The sequence below is a fragment of the Gilliamella sp. ESL0254 genome (assembly GCF_013344985.1).
In the GTDB taxonomy this organism is placed as follows: Bacteria; Pseudomonadota; Gammaproteobacteria; order Enterobacterales; family Orbaceae; genus Gilliamella; species Gilliamella bombicola.
Window position 1 is genome coordinate 1261973 of record NZ_JAAEDU010000001.1, and the last position, 21826, is coordinate 1283798.

The following is a 21826-nucleotide window of genomic DNA, read 5'->3' on the forward strand; positions in this document are numbered from 1 at the left end:
TTTAACAATAAGAATAAGGTTAGTTCATGAATCAGTCTGAAATCAATGCACAGTGGCAACCCACTGCGCGTCCATTAAATAGTAAGGACTTAAAAACGTTAGTTTTGTCTTCTTTAGGTGGTACGCTCGAGTTTTATGATTTTGTTATTTATGCACTTTATATCGATACCATCGTTAAACCGCTATTTTTACCTCATACATTATCCCCTTTGACGTTAGATCTGTTTGCGTGGGGAATTTTTGCTGCTGGTTATTTAGTTCGTCCTGTGGGCGGTATTATTATGGCACATTTTGGCGATAAAGTGGGCCGTAAAAAGATGTTTACCCTAAGTGTCGCAATGATGGCGCTACCAACTTTCATCATTGGAGTTTTACCCACTTACGAAATGATCGGTATTTTTGCACCACTATTGCTTTTGATTATGCGCATGTTGCAAGGTGCAGCGATCGGTGGCGAAATGCCAGGTGCTTGGGTATTTATTGCAGAGCATGTGCCAAAACAACGTTATGGACTTGGTGTTGGCACATTAACATCAGGAATTACTGGCGGTATTTTACTTGGGTTTATTGTCACAATTATTATTGATCTTTGTTTTACGACACAAAATATTTTAGATTACGCATGGCGTATTCCGTTTATTATTGGCGGTATTTTCGGGGTTATTTCGGTTTATTTGCGCCGTTTTTTATCGGAAACACCTATTTTCAAGGAATTAGCCGCGCGCAAAGCGATTGAAAAAAATATCCCAGTTGTTACCGTACTACAAAAACACAAAACAGCCTGCGTGATTGTTGCATTGTTAACGTGGTCATTGTCTACCGCTATTATGGTGGGGATTTTAATTACCCCGGGTCGTATTGTTGGCGGTATATATCATTTTGCTAACCTTGATTGGCGGATCGGTGGTTGTATTGCCGCTTTAACCTTAACATTAGGTTGTATTATTTTTGGTTGGTTAGATGATAAGCTAGGTTCAACTAAAACCTCGATGATTTGTTGGGGAGGCCTTGCTGTTTCTAGTCTCTATTTTTATAGTTCATTATCGCCTGATATGTCGCTAACTAAGCTTTATTTAATTTGGGCTATTTTTGGGCTTTTCATTGGCTCTGTTGCCATGACACCGATAATTGGGACAAGGACGTTTCCACCTGCAATTCGTTATTCAGGCTTATCGTTTTCTTATAATTTAGCCTATGCGTTATTTAGTGCATTTACACCAACATTAACCATTTATCTATTAAGTCCTGAACATTTATTAGGGGAATATAGTTATTTGGGTGCGGGTATTTATATCTCTTTTGTGGCATTAATTGCAATTGGAGTGGGTTTCTATCCTTTAGCTAAAAAAGGGTTGGAGCAGTAACTCAACTAATTATTAGCCAGTAATGATTTTAGCAATAACAAAGCGGGAGAGTTTCCTGCTTTGTTATTTAACTTTGTACTATATACTAATGTGATATACAAATAGCTATCATATTAACGCATGGTAACAAACTCTTCAGCTGCTGTTGGATGAATAGCAACTGTATTGTCGAAGTCTTTTTTGGTAGCGCCCATTTTCAGTGCGACAGCAAAGCCTTGTAACATTTCGTCCATACCATATCCAATACCATGAATACCCACAATTTTTTCATCTTTACCAGCGCACACTAACTTCATACGACACGGTTGACGATGTTGCGTAACTGCAGTGTACATGGCCGTAAAGGTGGATTTATAGACTTTGACGTTTTCTTCACCATATTGCAGTATCGCTTCTGGCTCAGTTAAGCCTACTGTACCAATTGCTGGGTGTGTAAAGACGACGGTTGGAATATTACTATAATCTAAATGTTCATCAGGTTTATTGTTAAAAAGCCTTTCTGATAAGCGACGACCCGCGGCAACCGCAACCGGCGTTAATGCCATGGCGCCTGTATCATCACCGACTGAATAAATACCCTGTACATTGGTATTTTGATATTTATCCACTATCACAAAGCCTTTATTATCAATATCAATGCCTGCTGCCTGTAAATTCATGTCTTTTGTAGCAGGTTCACGACCAATTGCCCAAATTAAACAATCGACAGTATAACTTTCGCCATTTTCTAATGTTAAAGTTAATGACTTATCACTATTTTTAGTGACGGATTTTGGCACCGCAAAAGTGTGAAGGTGTTGTCCTTCTGTTTTTATCACTTCCATTAAGGTTTCAACAATTAATGGATCAAAAGTGCGTAATGGTGTGGCATTGCGAACAAATTGATGAGTTTGTGCGCCAAGTGCATGTAATACACTTGCGATTTCGCAAGCAATATAACCTGCGCCGACAACTGCAACACGCTTAGGTAAGGCTTTTAGCGCAAAAAATCCATCAGATGTGATACCATATTGCGCACCTGGGATATTCGGAATCGTTGGTTTTCCTCCAACAGCTATCAGAATATGATCGGCACTATAATGCTCATCATTTACCTCAACTGTATGAGAATCAACAAACTTAGCATATCCATGAATCACATCAACGTTGTTATTATTCAAGACCCGATCATAAGATTGATGGATTCGATCAATATAAGCGCTTCGGCTAGCAATTAATTTATTCCAACTGAATTTATTAATAGTAGTATCAAAACCGTAATCGGGACCATAGTGATTAATGGCTTCAGCAATTTGTGCACCATACCACATCACTTTTTTAGGCACACAACCAACATTCACACAGGTTCCACCTAATAATTTCGCTTCAATAATGGCACACTTTTTTCCATAGGACGCAGCTCGGTTGACTGATGCTATCCCACCACTACCGCCACCAATGGCAATATAATCATAATGTTTGGTCATAAAATATCCTTAATACTCTTTTTCATAATTTGGTCATTAGCTTTGCATAAAGCGCGTAATAAAAAAAGTATTAATTTTGAAATTTAATAATAGTTATTAACGATTAATCATTATAATAAATAGCCCATTATTATTTTCTATAATGTAATTTCACAGAATAAATACAATATAATTTTGATTCTATAAATGGAGAGTTGAAACATAAAGGGGGTTATTTATATAACCCCCCTCAATTGGTTTTATGATTTACATCAATCTACCTTATAATCATGATTCAATATAACGGCAGTTCACTACTTTTATATCTTTATTTAGTACATTTATTTTTAATTTTAACCCGCACTGGTTGAGAAGTCTCTTTATCGATAATTTCCAGATCGCAATATTTATTTTCTAGCTTAAAATTAACTTTATAAGTTTTACCCTTTTCAGCTATAAATTGTTTAGTTTCTGCATAACAAGACGCTTGATTACCTACATTATAATGACTTTCTATAGCAACAGGCTTATTAGCGGGGATTTTTGCACTTAATTCTAAATTAGCTTTAGCCAAAACAAAAATGCTACTTTCTGGGTAATAATAACCAATGTCATTAAAATCACTACAATAATTTGCTTCAGGATTATCAATATTTAAACTAAAGTCAACTGGTAAACTAGTTTCATCACCGAAATCAGTCGAGAATTCTAATTGTGGATCATCTTCCATTGCTAAGTAGTGATAGTCCGATTTTGAAGAGCTACAACCTACAACAAAAGAGGCAATTGATAATAATATGAGTTTCTTTTTCATTAGTTATTCTCTTTATCTAATTTAACGTTAAATAATCGATCCAATAATTCGTTAATTTTTGTATCTGTACTAGTGAAGGTTGAAGAGTTAAGATGTATTAACCCCCCTTCAGTAGTATGACTATATTTTAAAGTACCAACGGAATATCCTTCATGATCATCAACTTGTACATGCATAATAGATAAATAAGTGGGTACCGCAATTGCTCTTCTAACGTCATAATATAATGTGTAAGAACAATCATTTAATTTGTCTTTACTCGTTAATTTATTGGTAATATTTAAAGTATTAAGCTTTTCAGCTATGATTTCTCCTGCTTTATTATAAGAGCTAATAGTACTTACATTTTGATAAATACATACATTGTTTAACTTAGTCGTATCTGAGATAGGTTTTATCTTTTCTCCTGGTTTTTCAAATGAAAAACTACAACCGGTTAACAACATTGAAACTATTGCAATTGCAACAAAATTTTTCTTCATTATCTATATTCCTTATAAAAATTAAAATTTATCAGCAGTAATTTCTCATAATAAAATAAAAAAATTTCATTGTAAAATAAGAAAAAATTATAAATTTTTTTAAAAAAGTAAAAAAATAAAATTAGTTAGCCATTAGAAAAAAAGCCACTTAAATAAGTGGCTTTTTTAGCTAAATTTTAGCGATTTTTTATCGCATTAATAATATTGGTCGTTGAACAGCCATCTTCAAAGTTAAGCACTTTAACGCTACCGCCAGCAGCGATAACTTCTTTGCCCCCAGCGATATCTTCGGGTTTATAATCACCACCTTTGACTAAGACATCGGGCAAGACATTAGCAATGAGTCGTTGAGGAGTTTCTTCTTCAAATGGCACAACCCAATCAACCGAATCAAGTGCACCCAGTACAATCATTCGTTGCATGAGTGGATTAATTGGTCTTGATTCGCCTTTTAGTTTTTTTACCGAGGCATCGCTGTTCACAGCAACAATTAGGCGATCGCCAAGTTTCCGAGCATTTGCCAAATAAGAAACATGCCCTGCGTGTAAAATATCAAAACAGCCATTGGTCATGACAATTTTTTCACCACGCATGCGCGCCTTTCGAACCTCTTCTTTTAGCTCATCTTCGCTCATGACACCAAAACCATCATCAGCACGTGCACGTATGGCGTTTTCTAGTTCGACTTGTGAAACAGTCGATGTACCAAGTTTACCAACAACCACACCGGCTGCAGCATTGGCTAAAAAGCAGCTTTCTTCTAAAGATTGCCCGGCAGCTAAAGAGGCTGCTAATGTCGCAATTACGGTATCGCCGGCACCGGTGACATCAAAAACTTCTTTGGCTTGAGTTGGCAGGTGGTAAATTGGTTTGTCCAATTGTAGTAATGTCATACCTTTTTCACTACGCGTGACTAGCAGGGCTTTAAGATCATACTTTTTGATAAGCTGATAACCTTTTTCGACAATGTCTTCTTCGTTTTGACAATGCCCAACCACGGCTTCAAATTCAGTCATATTTGGCGTTAATAATGTTGCTCCACGATAACGCTCAAAATCCGTACCTTTGGGATCAACTAAAATCGGTACATTAGCTTGATTAGCAAGCTTAATCATTGCTTGAACTGCCGATAATGCGCCCTTAGCATAATCCGACAGAACCAACACTTTATGAGTCGTTAATGCTGTTTGAATGCGTTCAAGAATAGGCGTTGCATCAACATTACCAAACCCTTCTTCAAAATCAATACGAATCAATTGTTGATTGCGTGATAGAACTCGCAATTTGGTGATGGTTGGGTGCGTTGAAACGGATACAAAATCACATTGAACGTTATGTTTACTGAGTTGTTCATCAAGAATTTTGGCTGGCTCATCAATGCCTGTTAATCCAATAAGTCGTGCATTACCACAAAGTGAAGTAATATTCATCGCAACATTGGCTGCACCACCAGGTCTTTCTTCTAAAGAGTCAATTTTCACGACGGGTACAGGGGCTTCAGGTGATATGCGATTAGTTCCCCCATACCAGTAGCGATCTAACATAATATCGCCCACAACTAATACATTGGCACAATTAAAATCAGGTAATGATGTTTTCATTATGACTCGTTATCCTTACTTGTTCAGTTTAATTCATTGGTTATCTGTTTATGTCTATTGTTCAGACTCTTGGCTGTCGTTTTCTATATTGTCATGTTGACGCGGTTGGTAAAAACGGGCAAAAAAAGTGCCAATTTCAAACAGTAAACAGATAGGTACAGCTAATAATATTTGTGAAAAAACATCTGGTGGGGTAACAAACATTGCAACGGCAAACACACCAACAATAATATAAGGACGTTTTTTACGTAGGCTTTTGGGTGTGGTGATTCCAGTCCAGCAGAGCAAAATAATTGCCACAGGCACTTCAAAAGCAAAACCAAATACTACAAAAAGGGTCATGACAAAATCGAGGTATTTGGTAATGTCAGTGTTGATTGCAACATCAACCGGTGCCGTATGAATAAAAAAGTAAAACGCTAATGGAAACACCACAAAATAAGCAAACGCTATCCCCATATAAAATAGGATTGTGCTTGATACGATTAAAGGCATCACCAAACGTCTTTCGTGTTGGTAGAGTGCTGGCGCAATAAAGCCCCAAACTTGGTATAGCACATACGGAATAGAGATGAATATCGCTACCACCGCAGTCAGTTTAATCGGTGTAAAAAATGGCGCGGCAATATCGGTTGCTATCATGCTACTACCTTGAGGTAATTGGCTGATGAGCGGATTTGCTACAATATGATAAATATCATTAGAAAAATAAAGTAAACAAATTAATACTAATAAAATACAGATAATACAACGTAAAAGTCGTGTTCTGAGTTCAACAAGATGTCCAATTAATGGTTGAGTAGCATCGTCTGTCATGATTTTTTATCTGAATGTGTTTGTTGATCGATTTGCGTTGCTGAGTCGATTTCGTTTTGTAATGATTCAGTTACACGCTTTAAGTCGTCAATAGATTCTTGAATTTCTGGCGTCAATGTAGTTAGCCCACTTTGTTCGGCCTTTTTTAGACTGTCTTGTAATTCTTGCAGTTTAAGCTCTTTGTTTAACTCTAGCTGTACTGTTGCTGACATTCGGCGCAGTACTTTTATCCACCCTGCAACGGTTTTTATTGCAATAGGTAATCGTTCTGGCCCTAATACCACCAGACCAATAATTAATACTAATAATAATTGCCCAAAGCTGATGTCAAACACAGGTTACTCTTTTTTGTTATTATTGGTATTAGTATCAGATGAGTCGGTATTTTCGATTTTTTGTGAATTATCACTATCTTTTTTACCATCATCATTCATTGCTTTTTTAAAGCCTTTAATTGACTCACCAAGATCTGAACCCAATGAACGTAATTTTTTTGTTCCAAATAATAATACTACTACAGCTATTAATATGAGTAGTTGAGGTAAGCTTGGCATCTGATTGTCTCCAATGGCGGTATTTAACCAAATTATACACGTAAATTATAATATTCCCAATATCACCAATTTAATAGGTAATTATTAGTCTTCAATCGTTAATTTATGACTAATATCGTAATGCATAAAACACAAATTAACCCCAGCATTCCATACAGATTTCGTTCACGTTTTTTGCTACGCTGCAGTTGCTGATCAATTTGTTTTAATTGCGCATTCATCTGTTTGGTAATTCGTTCGTAATCATTTAATTTTTCAGGCAATGTTGGTAACATATTACGCAATTTAGGTAGCGACTCCAATGCTTGTTGTAGTATCTTTTTTGCACTGTATTTTTCTTGATACCAATTTTCTAAAAATGGTTTTGCTGTTTGCCATAAATCGAGTTCAGGATAAAGCTGACGTCCAAGTCCTTCAATATAAAATAGCGTTTTTTCAAGAAGAGTAAGTTGCGGTTGAATATCCATCTCAAATTGGCGTGCAACTTGAAATAACTTTAGTAAAATCTGTGAAAATGAGATTTCAGCCAGTGGTTTTTCAAATGCGGGCTCACAGACATTGCGCATGGCCATTTCAAGTGCAATAACATCAGTAGTTTCTGGCACCCAACCAGATGCGATATAAGTTTCGGCTATTTTGCGATAATCTCGATTAAAAAATGCTAAGAAGTTTTCGGCAAGATAATGCTGGTCATCATCACTCAATATGCCAACAATGGCACAATCAATTCCAATATAACGTGGATTTTGTGGATCGGTAATATCAACAAAGATATTGCCTGGGTGCATATCAGCATGGAAGAAATTATCACGGAAAACTTGGGTAAAAAAGGCTTGAACACCCCGCTCTGCAAGCAATTTCATATTGACTTTATGTTGTTTTAACTGGTTAATATCGGCGATGGGTACGCCTTTAATGCGTTCTTCGACTATGATATTTTTTCGACATAAGTCTTGGTATACATAAGGAATATACAAAATATCGCTATTAATAAAATTATCACGTAATCTTGCTGTGTTATAAGCCTCTTTGCGTAAATCTAGCTCTTTTAATAGTGTCATTTCATAATCATGCACTATTTCAACCGCACGTAACCTTTCGCCTGATTTTATCCGCTTCGTACATTGTTTAGCAACCCAATACATTAAACCAATATCGGCTTGGATAACAGGTAAAATATTAGGACGTAAAACCTTGATGATAACCTCGGCTTGGCTAGAGTTTAATAACGCAGTATGCACCTGCGCAATTGATGCTGACGCTAACGAAGTTTCATCAAAGTTGGAAAAATAATAATCAATCGGTTGTTCTAATGCTTGTTCAATCAGTTGTTTCGCTATTTTACCGTCAAAAGGTGGAACTTGGTCTTGTAATTTTGCTAAAGCATCAGCTATGTGTTTAGGTAAAACATCACGCCGAGTTGAGATCATTTGCCCAAACTTGATCCAAACAGGACCTAATTCTTGCAGAGCTTGTCGTAACCGTTCGCCTATTTCTTGATGTTTTGCCTTAGGTCTAACCCAAAAAAAGCAGAATAATAAAATACCAAGCCATTTTGATGAACGATGTTTCGGTAACAATTCATTTAATTGATAGGCTCGAAATACGGTTAAGATTTTAAAAAGTCTAAAAAAGGTCATTATTATTCATCGCATCAAAATTTAAAGCCAATATGTAACGCAACAATCCCACCGGTCATATTGTGATATTTCACATCAACAAATCCTGCATCTTCCATCATTTTTTTCAAGGTGTTTTGATCGGGATGCATACGAATGGATTCGGCTAAATAACGATAACTTTCAGAATCATTTGCCACAATTTTTCCCATTAACGGTAACATGGAAAATGAATACAAATCATATGCTTTATTTAGTATTTGATATTGAGGTTTAGAAAACTCAAGAATTAATAAGCGTCCACCAGGTTTCAGTACCCGCCACATGGATCGTAACGCCTTTTCTTTATCGGTGACATTGCGTAAACCAAATGAGATGGTGATACAATCAAAATAGTTATCAGCAAAAGGTAATTCTTCTGCATTGGCTTGTACATATTCGATATTCTTAAATAAGCCTTTATCACGGAGTTTATCTCGCCCAACTTTTAACATTGATTCGTTAATGTCAGCTAAAACAACTAATCCATCATCACCAACCAGTTGTGAGAATTTTGCCGTTAAGTCACCTGTTCCCCCTGCAAGATCTAGAACTTTTTGGCCTTTACGCACACTGCTATATTCAATAGTGATTTTTTTCCAAATACGATGAATACCAAATGACATGAGATCATTCATAACATCATATTTATCGGCAACAGAGTGAAATACTTCAGCAACACGCTTTACTTTTTCTTGCTTTGGAACTTGCGTGTAACCAAAATCAATTTTTTCTTGATTCGTATTGTCTTTATTATCAAAAGATTGAGACATAAAATTTACCTATCACAAAGATTTACTTTATTTTAGCATAAGCCATAATAAATGTGATGAACTAAATCAATAATGCTTCAACCTTCTTTGAGACTGTTTCAAAATATTCGAGTTGGGAGCGTTGTGGTTTTAAGTCTTTTTCGTGAATGACTAAATCAAACTGATAACTGTTTTTTAGGGCTTGTAAAACATCGTTTTCTTTTTCGAAGATTTGGCGGTAATACTGCGCTAATGTTTCAAAATCAATCGAGGTAAAAATAAGCTTATTTGCAGTTTCTACTGCTTTGGTGAGTCGTTCAACGTGTAACATTGCAATTTTAATATAATCACATTCACTTAAATAGTTATGACGGGTCGAAATTTCTCGCTCGATATAATTAATATAGCCATTAGGCACATATTGCGTATTATAAATATTAGCCAGCTGAATAGGTAATTCACAAAATCTACCTTGACCAATAATAGCCACTTTTTTAACAAAAAAAGGTTTTGCTGCTTGCGCAATAAAAGACCAGTTCTTATAAGGGTTTTCACGGATTTGTGTGGCACTGATGTTCATAAAATGTCGATCAGCATCAACAATGGTAACCGAACAACCGAAATAGTGTTCATGATTTTTGACATCTTGAGGTTCGCTGGTAAACACAACATTTGGGATAATTTTATGCTCAGTAAGGAGTTGCTTAACACGATCACTCCAATCTTGCCAACCGTTAGGATAAAACTCAATACCTGCTTCATCAAGTACATGGATATGAATATTATGGCGATCTTTAAACGTCTCTTTTAACCACGAAAAACGGTCGCTTATTTGAGGTTGTTTTGGTAGATGGCTTTTATCAAATAGTTGCTTATCCCGTGATGCTTCACAACCAAGAAAAATATGTAATTCATCGACTTGGCTTATAGCTTTTTCAATCAAATAAATGTGACCACAATGTAAAGGATAAAACTTCCCGAAAATTAAACCAACTTTATGCTTAGCCATAGCTACTACCGACCATATTTAAATACTTATTAATACTCTACAGAAAAAAATCGCAATTTCTAACCAAATGATGCTATTTGATAGCCATCAATAATTAAAAATAACTTTTATCGTCTCAATAATAGATGAGGCGATGATAAAAGCTAAATTCTTACTGGCTTATTTTTTCAAATTTGATAATAAAATGCCCGTTGCCACTGAAATATTAAGCGCAGGCATATTTTCATTGCCTTGTATATGTAAGGTGACGTCAGCATTATTAATTAACTTCATGTTGATTTGCTGAAAAATAACTAAAGCCACTTTTTTGTTAAACCGGATTTTATGTAATTCACTTGATGCAATAGACTTTGACTGACAAGGTAATAACGCAACAACTTGATAGCCATGTTGTTTCAACATATCAATTGAAGCAATAAAATCATCACTTTTAATTGCGGCAACAGCTTCTATTCCACCTTCAGCTACTCGCATAGCTGAACCACTATCAAGTAAATTGGTTTGGCGTAACATCACGCCATTTACCCCATAAAAAGCGGCACTTCGTATTAGCCCCCCCAGATTATGAGGATTGTTAACATCGTCAATGGCTAAAATACAATCATGATCTTTATCACTGCTTTCTTCTAAATAATCCAATAATGTGAGTGGAACACGCTTTTTAACAATTAGACAGACACCACCATGGTGTTGAGTTTGGGTTATTTTGCTAATTTGCTCACTAGAGACAACATCATAACCCAGCCGCTGTTTGACTAGCCAGTCGATTAAATCCTTAAACTGATAAGTCATCTCTTGAGTAATAAATAGCTTTACAATAGCTATGCGTCGATGTTTAAAAACCGCTTTACAACTATTTTCACTATAAACTAACGTTTCTTCTTTACGCTGACGATAACCATCATAACCAAATGTAGGGGCTTGATCATTATTACGTACTTTTTTTTGCCATGGCGAATCATTTGCAATAGCTGATTGAGATTGATTAAGTTCAACAGTAAAACGCTTTTTGACAAACTCAGATTTATCATTTCGAGGTTTGAACGTTTCAATACGGTCATTATGATCACGTTTAGCATTAAACGGAGATGAATTATCTTTACGCTGACCTTTCCACCCACTAGGCTTTTCTTTAGCTGAACGAGAGTGCTTTTTCGGTTCACTATTTTTAGCATAAAAAATAGTTGGTTTGCTTTTTTCGGTATTGTCGTTCATATCAATCTCACTATTAATCGGTTATCGCGTACGAATGGTTGGGGCAATTTTATCTAATACCCCATTAACAAATTTATGACTGTCAGCAGCACCAAACGTTTTTGTGAGATCAATGGCTTCATTAATCACCACTTTATAAGGTACATCTTGACGTTTCATTAATTCATACAGTGCGATTCGCAGTATCGCTAATTCAACTTGCCCCAATTCATCAACAGTACGTTCAGTGAGGTACGGCGCCATTTTTTCATCTAATTCGATGGTATTCTTTGCCACACCGTTTAATAACTCACGAAAATATTTAGCATCAACGCCTTTCATGTCTTGTTCTGCAATAAAACTGGTCTCAACATCGGCAAGATCGTTTTTAGAAACTTGCCAAGAGTAGATTGCTTGTACCGCACACTCTCTTGCTCGACGACGAGGATTGACTAATGCCACTAAATTACTCCTTAATTGCTTTAATAATATTTAGCATTTCTAGCGCAGTTAATGCCGCTTCAGCACCTTTATTGCCTGCTTTTGTGCCTGCACGCTCAATAGCTTGTTCTATACTTTCGGTAGTTAAAATACCAAATCCAACTGGAATGGTGTTATCTAAACTTGCGCTTAATAAACCTGAGCTTGATTCACCCGCGACAAAATCGAAATGCGCTGTGCTTCCACGAATAACAGTACCTAATGCCACAATTGCATCATATTTTTTTGACTGCGCAGCAACTTTTGCGGCAAGTGGAATTTCATAAGCACCAGGAACCCAGATAACAGTAATATTTTTATCATCGATTTGCCCAATACGTGTTAATGCATCAATTGCACCACTTACTAAACTATCATTAATAAAATGATTAAAACGTGCCACTACAATTGCAACTTTGGCTTTTGGTGCAGCCACTTTACCTTCAATTGTTTGCATATTAATTCCTTATCGATTCTATTTTAAATGCGATTTCAGTTTCTTTTAAATGAAAAAATACTAACTAAATTGTATCACGAATTAAAGACTTATCCTATTGGCAAATAGCGTTACGACCAAGTTATATACAAGGTATTATTTAAAAATAACGCAAATAATTTCACTATTGTAAATATATTATTTGTTAATATTAAAATTAATTTAAATTTTGTTGTTATTTTATTTGTTGCTACCAGTAATGATTTTAATTCGTTTTCATTTTGATGTTCATTTTTATACTTAAACACACTCTTTCTTGACAATATTGGTTAAATATTGGGAATTTTATTTTTATCACTTGCAAGCTATTTGGAACGAATTAAAATGGTATGTAAATTTATTAAGGAGAAATAGTAGTGTACATTGACAATATTCGTGATGAGTTAAATCAAGCTGTTGACGTATTAACCAAATTTGTTTCAGACGATAAAAACCTTGAACGGATTCAACAAGCCGCAATTTTAATTGCCAATTCGTTTAAACAAGGAGGCAAAGTTTTATCATGTGGTAATGGTGGTTCTCATTGTGATGCAATGCATTTTGCTGAAGAGTTAACTGGACGTTATCGTGACAATCGTCCGGCTTACCCTGCAATAGCAATATCTGATGTAAGTCATATTTCTTGTGTTGGTAACGATTATGGATTTGATTATATTTTTTCTCGTTATGTTGAAGGTGTTGGACAAAAAGGCGATGTGCTTTTAGGTATTTCAACTTCAGGCAATTCAGCTAATGTGCTGAAAGCAATTGAAGCAGCAAAACAAAAAGGCATGAAAGTCATTACATTAACAGGTAAAGATGGTGGTAAGATGAATGGACTTGCTGATGTCGATATTCGTGTTCCGCATTTTGGCTATGCAGATCGCGTGCAAGAGATTCATATCAAAGTCATTCATATTCTAATCCTACTTATTGAAAAAGAGATGGCTAAATAATATGTGTGAATTATTGGGTATGAGCGCTAATGTGCCAACCGATATCTGCTTTAGTTTTACTAGCCTAATTAAACGAGGTGGGGACAAAGGTCCCCACAAAGATGGCTGGGGAATTACATTTTATGAAGGCAAAGGCTGCCGTACATTTAAAGATCCCGAGCCATGCAGTTATTCACCTATTGCTAAAATGGTGAAAGAATATCCCATCAAATCTAAAGCCGTAATTGCCCATATTCGACAAGCAAATCGTGGCGGTGTCGCCCTAGAAAATACCCATCCATTTACCCGTGAATTGTGGGGTAAAAACTGGACTTTTGCTCATAATGGACAATTAACAGATTACCAAAATTTAGACACAGGACTATTTCAACCTGTAGGAGAAACCGATAGCGAATATGCTTTCTGCTATTTAATTAATCAATTACAGCAAAAATATTCACAAAAACCTGTCGATGATCTTGAGCTATTTAATTTTATTAAACAATGTGCCAATCAGTTAAGCCAACTTGGTATATTTAATATGCTATTGTCTGATGGGCGATATGTGTTTGCCTACTGCTCAACCAATTTACATTGGATAACCCGTAAAGCGCCTTTTGGCAAAGCAAAATTGCTGGACGAAGATGTCGAAATTGACTTTCAACAACATACAACACCGAATGACGTTGTTACGATTATTTCTACATTACCATTAACTTCAAATGAAACATGGCATAAGCTCAATACGGGCGAGGCAATCTTATTTAAAGATGGTAAGATTAACCAATCTTCCTCATTTTAACACGCTGCATTGGTGGCTCATTTTTAAATTGATATTGCAGATAGCTTAAAGTTAATAGACCAATTGTTGTCAGCGCTATCCATGGCAGATGAGGAAATCCTATTTGTATAGCGATATCATATAACCAACCAGCACCGGTATAACCAATAAATCCACCGAGAGCAAGCCCTAAACGACTAAATCCCATATAACTACCTTTCGCCTTAGGATTACTTAGTACTGTTGATAAGGTTTCACGGGCCGGTTCTGCAATAATTGCTCCTAAATAGAATAACGCAATAAGTGATAATAATAATGTTAATTGTGTTGTAAACCCAATAATGATAAAAGCAAATGACATCAAAAATAAACCAAATTTAAGGCGCTGATCTAATCTGAAATATTTTTCACTCCAACGAGCTAATGGATAAAGCAATATGAGTGAAATACTAGCTTGAATGGCATACATCCATTTTACATAACTTGGGCTACCTGATACGTTTGTGATTGTTAAAGGTAACATCAACATAATTTGCACCCATAGCACATAATAACCAGTCAATGTAAGAACATAGCGTGTAAATTTTTTATCTTTCACAACCATTTTCATACCATTCACAATAGGAACTTTACCAACAGCAATATGGTAAGCCGGTAGGAAGAAAATATTAAAAATCCCACATAAGAAAAAAATAAAAGCCCCGCACCAACATACTAAATGGAAGTCATAATCAATCAAAATTCCACCAATAAGAGCACCTATTACTGCTCCGGCATTATCTTGTATCATTAACAGTGATATGAACTTACCTCGCTCATGTGGACGGGTAAACTTAATAGTTAGTCCCATACGAGGCGGATCAAATAATAGTCCTCCTAACGCTGAAAGTAAGCAAGAAAGTAATAATAACCAAGGCTCACTTGCAATAGCCATGCAGATAAAACCAACACAACGTAGAAACATACCGGCGACAATCATAGGTTTTGCGCCAAATCGGTCGGCAATAGCGCCGCCAATAATACCAAAACCTTGTTGAACAAATTGCCTAAATCCCAACGCAAAACCAACAAAGAGTGCACTCCAGCCCACTTGGCTAACAAAATGGGTGGATACAAGTGGGAAAACGACATAAAAACCTAAGACAATAAACAAATTATCAAGTAGTAATATTTGTCGCCCTGTTTTGCGAATTTGAGAGGGTATTGGCATTTATTTAACTCTGTCAGCTAAATAGCTTTGATAATCAGGAATTTCAATATCAACTTCTTGCGTAAAAATAGCAGACTGAATTAACGCATTGGCTGTTGCTTGATTAGTAGCAACAGGAATATTCCAAACCGTCGATAACCGTAAAAGTGCTTTGACATCGGGATCATGAGGTACTGCATTCAGTGGATCCCAAAAAAAGATTAGGATATCAATTTTACCTTCTGCAATTAATGCACCAATTTGTTGATCCCCCCCCATTGGTCCACTAAGCATTGGATTGATATCTAAACCCGTCTCTTTATTAATTAATGTCCCTGTCGTACCTGTACCGCATAAGTTATGCTGAGAGAGTATTTCGCGATTTTTGTTACACCAATTTAGCAAGGATTCCTTCAAGTGATCGTGAGCAACTAATGCAATGTTTTTTCTAGCTAATAATCTACGTGTGGTATAGAGCATTATTGTTATCCTAATTTATTATTATCTTTATCGATTTTTTAACAGAGTATCAATTAAAGTGCAAGGAGTATTTAATTGGTAACAGATAATAAAAAAGGCACCGAAGTGCCTTTTAAAAAAATCACATATAATCAATTAAAATTGATAAATTAAACCAAGTGCAACTGTATCTTTGGTTGTGCCATTGATTTGCGATTTGGTAAATGAGTGATCTTCATATAAAGCACGGCGTGCACCGATATCATCTTTATCTAACAAGTTGATTTTATAATCGATAATAGCTTGTAAGTTTTTGTTAAAGTCATAAGTTAAACCAACATCAACATATTTAACTAAATCATTACTTTTAAGTCCTGCATCACTTGAATAATTAGATGCATCTTTAACTTTATGTTGGATATAAGCAACAGATGGGGTTAAACGACCCACTTCAAAGTCAATACCATATTGTGCAACAAGTTCATAGCCTTTGGTTTTTAAATCATTTGCACTATGAGTAGTTGATGCATTATCCCAACCATATTTTTGTTTGCCTTGGATATATAATGCTGCTAAATAAAGATTGTCATTATCATATTTAATACCAGCAGACCACGCTTTAGCATCTTTATGACCACCAGTTTGAGCATAACCAGCACCAACAGTTAAACCTGTATCAAGCACATCCCAATCAACAACTGAGCCCCATGCTTCAGCACTATCACGTTTATCGTCGCTAGCATGTTTATCAAAGTGACTAGTTGAGCTATTATCGCCATTATCAGCGTATTGAACCGCAAAACGTAACCCATTAACTAAGCCAAAGAAATCAGCATTACGATAAGTAGCAACCGCTTTTGTACGTGCTGTTAATGCATAAAGATCATTGTCTGAAGCATCACCACCAAATTCAGGTAATACGTCAGTATAAGATGTTAACGTTTTTAACACACCGTCATTACGACCATAGTCGAATGAACCAAAATCACCAAAGTTCAAACCAGCAAATGCATAACGCGTTTCATTGTCAGCATTAGAGCCTGTTTTAGCTTCATATTCCCAACGCCCATAGCCAGTAACACTATCAGTCACTTGGGTTTGACCTGACATACCTAAACGTGCTGTGGTTTTATCACCTTCACCAGTTTGGTTATTGCGATCAGTAATATAGTTTAAAGCATAAACACGGCCATAAAAGTCAACTTTATTACCGTCTTTATTCCACACTTCGATAGAAGCGTTTGCTGTACCTGCAATTAAAAGTGCAGGAATAGCGATTGCTAATAGATTACGTTTCATTTTTTACCCTCGTAGGTGTTTTATATTATTAAAGATGCAAATAGTTTTGCTCTTGGTTTAATAAATAACAGCTAATAAATAGCAATTATATTATAACTGTGATATCTATTTTACTAGATAGCAAATAGATTTTATTGTACACATTCACTATTTAATAATGTTAATTAGATTATTTCTGCGAATTTGCGAATATTTTAATACTTAATATGAATTTTTTTAAGCATAAAATGTGCTTTTAGAGTGAAAAAGATTTAAGAAATAAAAAAAGGCACCTAAGTGCCTTTTTATAAGATATTAAGAGATTAGAATTGGTAAATTAAACCAACACCTAACACATCTTTAGTACCTGGTTTATTCAAGTGACGATCACGTTGAACTTTTGTATTATTTGCTGCACCAATGTCTTTACGATCAAGAAGATTGAATTTGTATTCAACAATTGCACTGAAGTTTTTGTTTAGATCGTAAGTTGCACCTACAGATACGTATTTAGCTAAAGGTGAATTAACGCCACGATAGTGGTAATAATACCAGTCATCTTCAAAATGAGCAGAGTCAACTTTAACTTTATGTTGAACATAAGCGATAGATGGAGTTAAACGTCCTACTTCTAAATCAATACCGTATTGAGCAACTAATTCAAAGCCTCTAACTTTTTGATCAAGAGTCTTCAGAGTATCACCAGTTACTGCGCTTACAAGATCTACTCTACGTTTCAATTTGCTTTGGAAATAGTTAGCACCTAAATATAAATTGTAGTTATCATATTTAAGACCGCCAGTCCAAGTGCTGTGACGATGATCTTTTGAAGTTGATTGAGCATAACCAGCACCAGCAGTTAAGCCAGTATCAAAGATATGCCATTGAGCATTTGCACCATAAGCTTCACGTGAACCACCTCTAATAGAATCAGCACTATTAGAATTATCGCCATTATCAGCATACTGTACTGCAAAACTAACATCGTCAGTTAAACCGAAGAAATTATTGTTACGGTAAGTTGCTACTGCTTTAGTACGAGCTGAAAGCACATTCCAAGCATTATTTGCTGCATCACCACCAAATTGTGGTAATACGTCAGTATAAGCAGTGATTGCTTTTAACACACCGTCATTACGACCATAATCGAATGAACCTGCATCACCAAAATTTAAACCAGCAAACGCATAACGAACTTCGTTATTAGAGTTTTTACCTGCTTTCGCTTCATATTCCCAACGACCGTAACCAGTTACGCTGTCAGTGATTTGAGTTTGACCAGACATACCTAAACGAGCTGAAGTATCATCACCTTCACCATCTTGACCACGGTCAGTGATGTTGTTAGCTGCTTTTACTCGGCCATAAAAGTCAACTTTATTACCATCTTTGTTCCAAACTTCAATAGATGCATTTGCACCTGCTGCTACTAAAAGAGCAGGAATAGCGATTGCTAATAGATTACGTTTCATTTTTTACCCTCATGGTTATTTTTCTAAAAAAGACACACCCCATAAGTTTAGTGTCAATTTTGCTTAAAAATCATTCATTCCAAAAATAATAGTATTACTATTATCTTTATTTACTTTTTACAGTATCGTAAATTATGTATAAATTTTTTTTAAAATCAAGCGAACTTTTCATAAAACCCGCTGTCTAAGCCTAAAATCAGGACTGTTTGATGATTTTTTAATCAAATACAGACTAAAAATTAGTTAACTGGAAATCCCAACCCTATATCAGATCGGGAAATTGAATCAGCTTAAAAATTTGCATTACGCGGTGTTCTCGGAAATGGGATCACATCACGTACATTTTGCACGCCGGTGACATAAACAATCAGCCGTTCAAAGCCAAGACCAAATCCAGAGTGAGGTACTGTACCATAACGGCGTAAATCTCGATACCACCAATAATCTTCTTTTTTCAGTCCCATTTCTTCCATACGTTTATCCAACATATCTAAACGCTCTTCACGCTGAGAACCACCAATAATTTCACCAATCCCCGGCGCTAAAACGTCCATTGCTGCAACTGTTTTACCATCATCATTCATACGCATATAAAACGCTTTAATGTCTTTAGGATAGTTTTTGACAACCACTGGCGCTTTAAAATGTTGTTCGGCTAAGTAACGTTCATGCTCTGAGGCTAAATCGATACCCCAACTGACAGGGTTTTCAAACTGAGCATCACAGTTTTGCAAAATAGTTATAGCATCGGTGTAGTCAACTTGCGCAAAATCAGCATTAATAAAGTTTTCAAGACGTTTAATTGCTTCTTTATCAACATGCTGGGCAAAAAATTGCATATCATCAGCTCGTTTTTCCAATACGGCTTTAAACACATATTTCAACATGTCTTCGGCAAGCTTAGCGTTGTCGTTAAGATCAGCAAACGCCACTTCAGGCTCCATCATCCAAAACTCAGCTAAATGACGAGTTGTATTTGAGTTTTCAGCTCTAAATGTTGGACCAAAAGTATAAACTTTAGAAAGTGCACAAGCATAAGTTTCGGCATTTAATTGCCCAGAAACAGTTAAAAATGCTTCTTTACCAAAAAAGTCTTTATCGAAATCGACCTTACCACTATCCGATTTAGGCAAATTTAACATATCCAGTGTCGAAACACGGAACATTTCGCCCGCTCCTTCGGTATCTGATGCAGTAATAATAGGTGTTGATAACCAATAAAAACCGCGTTCGTCAAAAAATTGGTGAATAGCTTGTGCTAGCGTATGGCGTACACGAGTTATCGCACCAACAATATTGGTTCTTGCTCTTAAATGAGCCACTTCTCGCAAGTATTCAATAGAATGACGTTTAGCTGCCATTGGGTAAGTTTCAGGATCATCAACAAAGCCATATACTTCAACTTGTGTTGCTTGTAATTCATATTTCTGACCTTGACCTGGTGATTCTACCACTTTACCAGTGACTTTAACCGAACAACCAGCCGTTAAACGTAAGATCTCTTGTTCATAATTAGGTAAATTATTTTCAATAACCGCCTGAATTGGATCAAAGCAAGAGCCATCATAAACGGCTAAAAATGAAATGCCGGCTTTAGAATCACGCCGAGTTCTTACCCAACCTTGAACAGAAATTGTGCTACCAACAGCAATTTTGCCTTGTAACACATCAACAATAGGTGCAACTGAAGTCATTTTAATTATCCATCTCTACATTAATTGTTTAAGTAATCTTTAAAGTAATACAGATCTATTCTAACGGTTATTCCATAGCAAAATGGAATTCTTAAATAATAAAATCTTGATTACTGATCTCTATTTTCTAATATGAACGATAGGTTAAATATTAATTATTATCAAATTTTAACACTAAAAGTTCGTTTTAATTCATCAATAAAATCTAAATCTTGAGATATTGTTTTCCCTGGACTATCTGATAGTTTTGCAACAGATTGATTATTGCATTCCGTTAATTTAAGTACAATATTCAATGCTTTAGTATTCGCTTCTTTAGAAGGAATATCGCAAGCCAAAAAACCACCTACGCCAAAAGATAATTTTACGCGATGATTAAAATGTTGATAAATATTAAGTGCCTTATCAAAATTCAAACTGTCTGAAAATACCAATAACTTTGTTTTAGGATCAATGCCTAACTGCTGGTAATGCGCAATCGCCTTTTCTCCCCACTCAATTGAATCACCCGAATCATGACGAAGCCCTTGATAGTGAGACGCAAAGTGCAGGTCAAAATCACGTAAAAACGCATCCATTGTAATACAATCGGTCAATGCCACTCCCAAGTCATGAGGATATTCATCTAACCAAACCTGAAGCGCATTTGTTTGACAATCCTGAAGACTATAGCTTAAACGCTGATGAGCTTGAAACCACTCATGTGCTTGAGTTCCAACTGGAGTAAGTCCTAAACGATAGGCAAGTAAATAATTGCTAGTACTGTGAAAGTTATTAAAATGCGTTTTCAAATAACTAACAACAGCCTCTTGCACCGCAAACGAATAACGCCTACGAGTACCAAAATCCATTAAATTAAAACCCGACATATCCATATTAGCTGTTTTCTCATTAAACAACGCTAATTTATCTTTTAGCCTTGCCAATGCTTCAGGAACGCCAATATTTGGCGAACGATCTTTATGGACAATCTCACTGATAATAGCAAGTAATGGCACTTCCCATAAAATGACATCTAACCATTTTCCTTTAATGGTAATGGAAAGCACCCCATCTTCATTTTTTATAGTAAGCAAATTACTATTGAAACGCCATTTTTTAAGCCAATTTAAATAGTCAGATTTAAAAAAGGAAATATTTGATAAATAGTTAAATTCATCATCAGACAAAGCTAATGATTCCATTAATTTCACTTGATGTATTATTTGATCTGCATATTGCCCAAGTAAATCATCACTACGACAACGAAACTGAGCAACCACGGTTGCTTCAGGATAGCGATGAAATACAGCCTGCTGCATATGCAACTTATAAGCATCAGTATCTAATATTGATGTAATGATTGCTGGTAACATGTAAATTTAATGCTATTAC

At 35.8% G+C, this 21826-nt stretch carries 21 protein-coding genes and 1 pseudogene; 3 read left to right on the top strand and 19 right to left on the bottom strand.

Annotated elements, in window-relative coordinates; all coding sequences use genetic code 11:
* Positions 1-26 precede the first annotated feature (26 nt).
* Complete coding sequence (locus tag GYX25_RS05905; RefSeq protein WP_091346256.1) at positions 27-1364, top strand: MFS transporter; 1338 nt, start codon at positions 27-29, stop codon at positions 1362-1364.
* A 113-nt stretch (positions 1365-1477) separates the two neighbouring features.
* Here GYX25_RS05905 and gorA read toward each other — a convergent pair whose 3' ends face one another.
* The 13 genes and pseudogenes from gorA to ribH all read right to left on the bottom strand — a co-directional run bounded on the left by gorA (position 1478) and on the right by ribH (position 12626).
* Positions 1478-2830 carry a glutathione-disulfide reductase gene (gene gorA / locus GYX25_RS05910; protein WP_174786938.1) on the bottom strand — a complete coding sequence of 451 codons (1353 nt, stop codon included), beginning with the start codon at positions 2828-2830 and terminating at the stop codon, positions 1478-1480.
* Between the two features lie 307 nt (positions 2831-3137).
* Positions 3138-3623: a hypothetical protein gene (locus tag GYX25_RS05915; RefSeq protein ID WP_091346260.1), complete on the bottom strand. Its 486-nt coding sequence runs from the start codon at positions 3621-3623 to the stop codon at positions 3138-3140.
* The gene (locus GYX25_RS05920) at positions 3623-4105 is read right to left on the bottom strand and encodes a hypothetical protein (protein WP_174786939.1); all 483 of its coding nucleotides are present in this window, start codon (positions 4103-4105) and stop codon (positions 3623-3625) included. The genes GYX25_RS05915 and GYX25_RS05920 overlap by 1 nt, the downstream gene beginning before the upstream one ends.
* Before the next feature lie 176 nt (positions 4106-4281).
* Positions 4282-5706, bottom strand: a complete 1425-nt coding sequence (gene hldE, locus GYX25_RS05925; RefSeq protein WP_091346264.1) for a bifunctional D-glycero-beta-D-manno-heptose-7-phosphate kinase/D-glycero-beta-D-manno-heptose 1-phosphate adenylyltransferase HldE — start codon at positions 5704-5706, stop codon at positions 4282-4284.
* Between the two features lie 54 nt (positions 5707-5760).
* Complete coding sequence (gene tatC, locus GYX25_RS05930; protein WP_091346266.1) at positions 5761-6522, bottom strand: twin-arginine translocase subunit TatC; 762 nt, start codon at positions 6520-6522, stop codon at positions 5761-5763.
* Between the two features lie 56 nt (positions 6523-6578).
* Positions 6579-6857 (bottom strand): annotated as a pseudogene (tatB, locus tag GYX25_RS05935) (Sec-independent protein translocase protein TatB); the annotation flags it as partial.
* A gap of 3 nt (positions 6858-6860) precedes the next feature.
* Positions 6861-7076: a twin-arginine translocase TatA/TatE family subunit gene (tatA, locus tag GYX25_RS05940; RefSeq protein ID WP_091346270.1), complete on the bottom strand. Its 216-nt coding sequence runs from the start codon at positions 7074-7076 to the stop codon at positions 6861-6863.
* 98 nt (positions 7077-7174) lie between these two features.
* Entirely contained in the window at positions 7175-8716 is a 1542-nt protein-coding gene (gene ubiB, locus GYX25_RS05945) for a ubiquinone biosynthesis regulatory protein kinase UbiB (protein ID WP_174786940.1), read from the bottom strand.
* A gap of 14 nt (positions 8717-8730) precedes the next feature.
* Positions 8731-9507, bottom strand: a complete 777-nt coding sequence (ubiE, locus tag GYX25_RS05950; RefSeq protein WP_091346274.1) for a bifunctional demethylmenaquinone methyltransferase/2-methoxy-6-polyprenyl-1,4-benzoquinol methylase UbiE — start codon at positions 9505-9507, stop codon at positions 8731-8733.
* 61 nt (positions 9508-9568) lie between these two features.
* On the bottom strand, positions 9569-10495 hold the full coding sequence (gene nadR, locus GYX25_RS05955) for a multifunctional transcriptional regulator/nicotinamide-nucleotide adenylyltransferase/ribosylnicotinamide kinase NadR (protein ID WP_174786941.1): 927 nt from the start codon (positions 10493-10495) through the stop codon (positions 9569-9571).
* 159 nt (positions 10496-10654) lie between these two features.
* Complete coding sequence (locus tag GYX25_RS05960) at positions 10655-11710, bottom strand: TrmH family RNA methyltransferase (protein WP_174786942.1); 1056 nt, start codon at positions 11708-11710, stop codon at positions 10655-10657.
* A gap of 21 nt (positions 11711-11731) precedes the next feature.
* On the bottom strand, positions 11732-12151 hold the full coding sequence (gene nusB / locus GYX25_RS05965) for a transcription antitermination factor NusB (RefSeq protein WP_091346280.1): 420 nt from the start codon (positions 12149-12151) through the stop codon (positions 11732-11734).
* 4 nt (positions 12152-12155) lie between these two features.
* Positions 12156-12626, bottom strand: a complete 471-nt coding sequence (gene ribH, locus GYX25_RS05970) for a 6,7-dimethyl-8-ribityllumazine synthase (RefSeq protein WP_091346282.1) — start codon at positions 12624-12626, stop codon at positions 12156-12158.
* A gap of 395 nt (positions 12627-13021) precedes the next feature.
* Between ribH and lpcA the strand changes: the two genes are divergently transcribed.
* Positions 13022-13600, top strand: a complete 579-nt coding sequence (lpcA, locus tag GYX25_RS05975) for a D-sedoheptulose 7-phosphate isomerase (RefSeq protein WP_091346283.1) — start codon at positions 13022-13024, stop codon at positions 13598-13600.
* A 1-nt stretch (position 13601) separates the two neighbouring features.
* Positions 13602-14381 carry a class II glutamine amidotransferase gene (locus tag GYX25_RS05980; protein WP_174786943.1) on the top strand — a complete coding sequence of 260 codons (780 nt, stop codon included), beginning with the start codon at positions 13602-13604 and terminating at the stop codon, positions 14379-14381.
* On the opposite strand, the gene mdtH is transcribed toward GYX25_RS05980, so the two are convergent.
* The 6 genes from mdtH to pncB all read right to left on the bottom strand — a co-directional run bounded on the left by mdtH (position 14359) and on the right by pncB (position 21807).
* Positions 14359-15570: a multidrug efflux MFS transporter MdtH gene (gene mdtH, locus GYX25_RS05985; protein WP_174786944.1), complete on the bottom strand. Its 1212-nt coding sequence runs from the start codon at positions 15568-15570 to the stop codon at positions 14359-14361. The genes GYX25_RS05980 and mdtH overlap by 23 nt on opposite strands.
* Positions 15571-16029 carry a methylglyoxal synthase gene (locus GYX25_RS05990; RefSeq protein WP_091346288.1) on the bottom strand — a complete coding sequence of 153 codons (459 nt, stop codon included), beginning with the start codon at positions 16027-16029 and terminating at the stop codon, positions 15571-15573.
* 135 nt (positions 16030-16164) lie between these two features.
* On the bottom strand, positions 16165-17307 hold the full coding sequence (locus tag GYX25_RS05995) for a porin (protein WP_091346289.1): 1143 nt from the start codon (positions 17305-17307) through the stop codon (positions 16165-16167).
* A 302-nt stretch (positions 17308-17609) separates the two neighbouring features.
* Entirely contained in the window at positions 17610-18758 is a 1149-nt protein-coding gene (locus tag GYX25_RS06000) for a porin (protein WP_174786945.1), read from the bottom strand.
* Positions 18759-19048: 290 nt separating this feature from the next.
* On the bottom strand, positions 19049-20452 hold the full coding sequence (gene asnS, locus GYX25_RS06005) for an asparagine--tRNA ligase (protein WP_091346293.1): 1404 nt from the start codon (positions 20450-20452) through the stop codon (positions 19049-19051).
* A 161-nt stretch (positions 20453-20613) separates the two neighbouring features.
* Positions 20614-21807, bottom strand: coding sequence for a nicotinate phosphoribosyltransferase (gene pncB, locus GYX25_RS06010; protein ID WP_091346295.1), 1194 nt, complete (start codon positions 21805-21807; stop codon positions 20614-20616).
* Positions 21808-21826 lie beyond the last annotated feature (19 nt).

What these genes read in the sequence shown, in the direction of transcription:
- GYX25_RS05905 (WP_091346256.1), top strand. Translation starts at nt 27, where the DNA reads ATGAATCAGTCTGAAATCAATGCACAGTGGCAACCCACTGCGCGTCCA.
- gorA (WP_174786938.1), bottom strand. Translation starts at nt 2,830, where the DNA reads ATGACCAAACATTATGATTATATTGCCATTGGTGGCGGTAGTGGTGGG.
- GYX25_RS05915 (WP_091346260.1), bottom strand. Translation starts at nt 3,623, where the DNA reads ATGAAAAAGAAACTCATATTATTATCAATTGCCTCTTTTGTTGTAGGT.
- GYX25_RS05920 (WP_174786939.1), bottom strand. Translation starts at nt 4,105, where the DNA reads ATGAAGAAAAATTTTGTTGCAATTGCAATAGTTTCAATGTTGTTAACC.
- hldE (WP_091346264.1), bottom strand. Translation starts at nt 5,706, where the DNA reads ATGAAAACATCATTACCTGATTTTAATTGTGCCAATGTATTAGTTGTG.
- tatC (WP_091346266.1), bottom strand. Translation starts at nt 6,522, where the DNA reads ATGACAGACGATGCTACTCAACCATTAATTGGACATCTTGTTGAACTC.
- tatA (WP_091346270.1), bottom strand. Translation starts at nt 7,076, where the DNA reads ATGCCAAGCTTACCTCAACTACTCATATTAATAGCTGTAGTAGTATTA.
- ubiB (WP_174786940.1), bottom strand. Translation starts at nt 8,716, where the DNA reads ATGACCTTTTTTAGACTTTTTAAAATCTTAACCGTATTTCGAGCCTAT.
- ubiE (WP_091346274.1), bottom strand. Translation starts at nt 9,507, where the DNA reads ATGTCTCAATCTTTTGATAATAAAGACAATACGAATCAAGAAAAAATT.
- nadR (WP_174786941.1), bottom strand. Translation starts at nt 10,495, where the DNA reads ATGGCTAAGCATAAAGTTGGTTTAATTTTCGGGAAGTTTTATCCTTTA.
- GYX25_RS05960 (WP_174786942.1), bottom strand. Translation starts at nt 11,710, where the DNA reads ATGAACGACAATACCGAAAAAAGCAAACCAACTATTTTTTATGCTAAA.
- ribH (WP_091346282.1), bottom strand. Translation starts at nt 12,626, where the DNA reads ATGCAAACAATTGAAGGTAAAGTGGCTGCACCAAAAGCCAAAGTTGCA.
- GYX25_RS05980 (WP_174786943.1), top strand. Translation starts at nt 13,602, where the DNA reads ATGTGTGAATTATTGGGTATGAGCGCTAATGTGCCAACCGATATCTGC.
- mdtH (WP_174786944.1), bottom strand. Translation starts at nt 15,570, where the DNA reads ATGCCAATACCCTCTCAAATTCGCAAAACAGGGCGACAAATATTACTA.
- GYX25_RS05990 (WP_091346288.1), bottom strand. Translation starts at nt 16,029, where the DNA reads ATGCTCTATACCACACGTAGATTATTAGCTAGAAAAAACATTGCATTA.
- GYX25_RS05995 (WP_091346289.1), bottom strand. Translation starts at nt 17,307, where the DNA reads ATGAAACGTAATCTATTAGCAATCGCTATTCCTGCACTTTTAATTGCA.
- GYX25_RS06000 (WP_174786945.1), bottom strand. Translation starts at nt 18,758, where the DNA reads ATGAAACGTAATCTATTAGCAATCGCTATTCCTGCTCTTTTAGTAGCA.
- asnS (WP_091346293.1), bottom strand. Translation starts at nt 20,452, where the DNA reads ATGACTTCAGTTGCACCTATTGTTGATGTGTTACAAGGCAAAATTGCT.
- pncB (WP_091346295.1), bottom strand. Translation starts at nt 21,807, where the DNA reads ATGTTACCAGCAATCATTACATCAATATTAGATACTGATGCTTATAAG.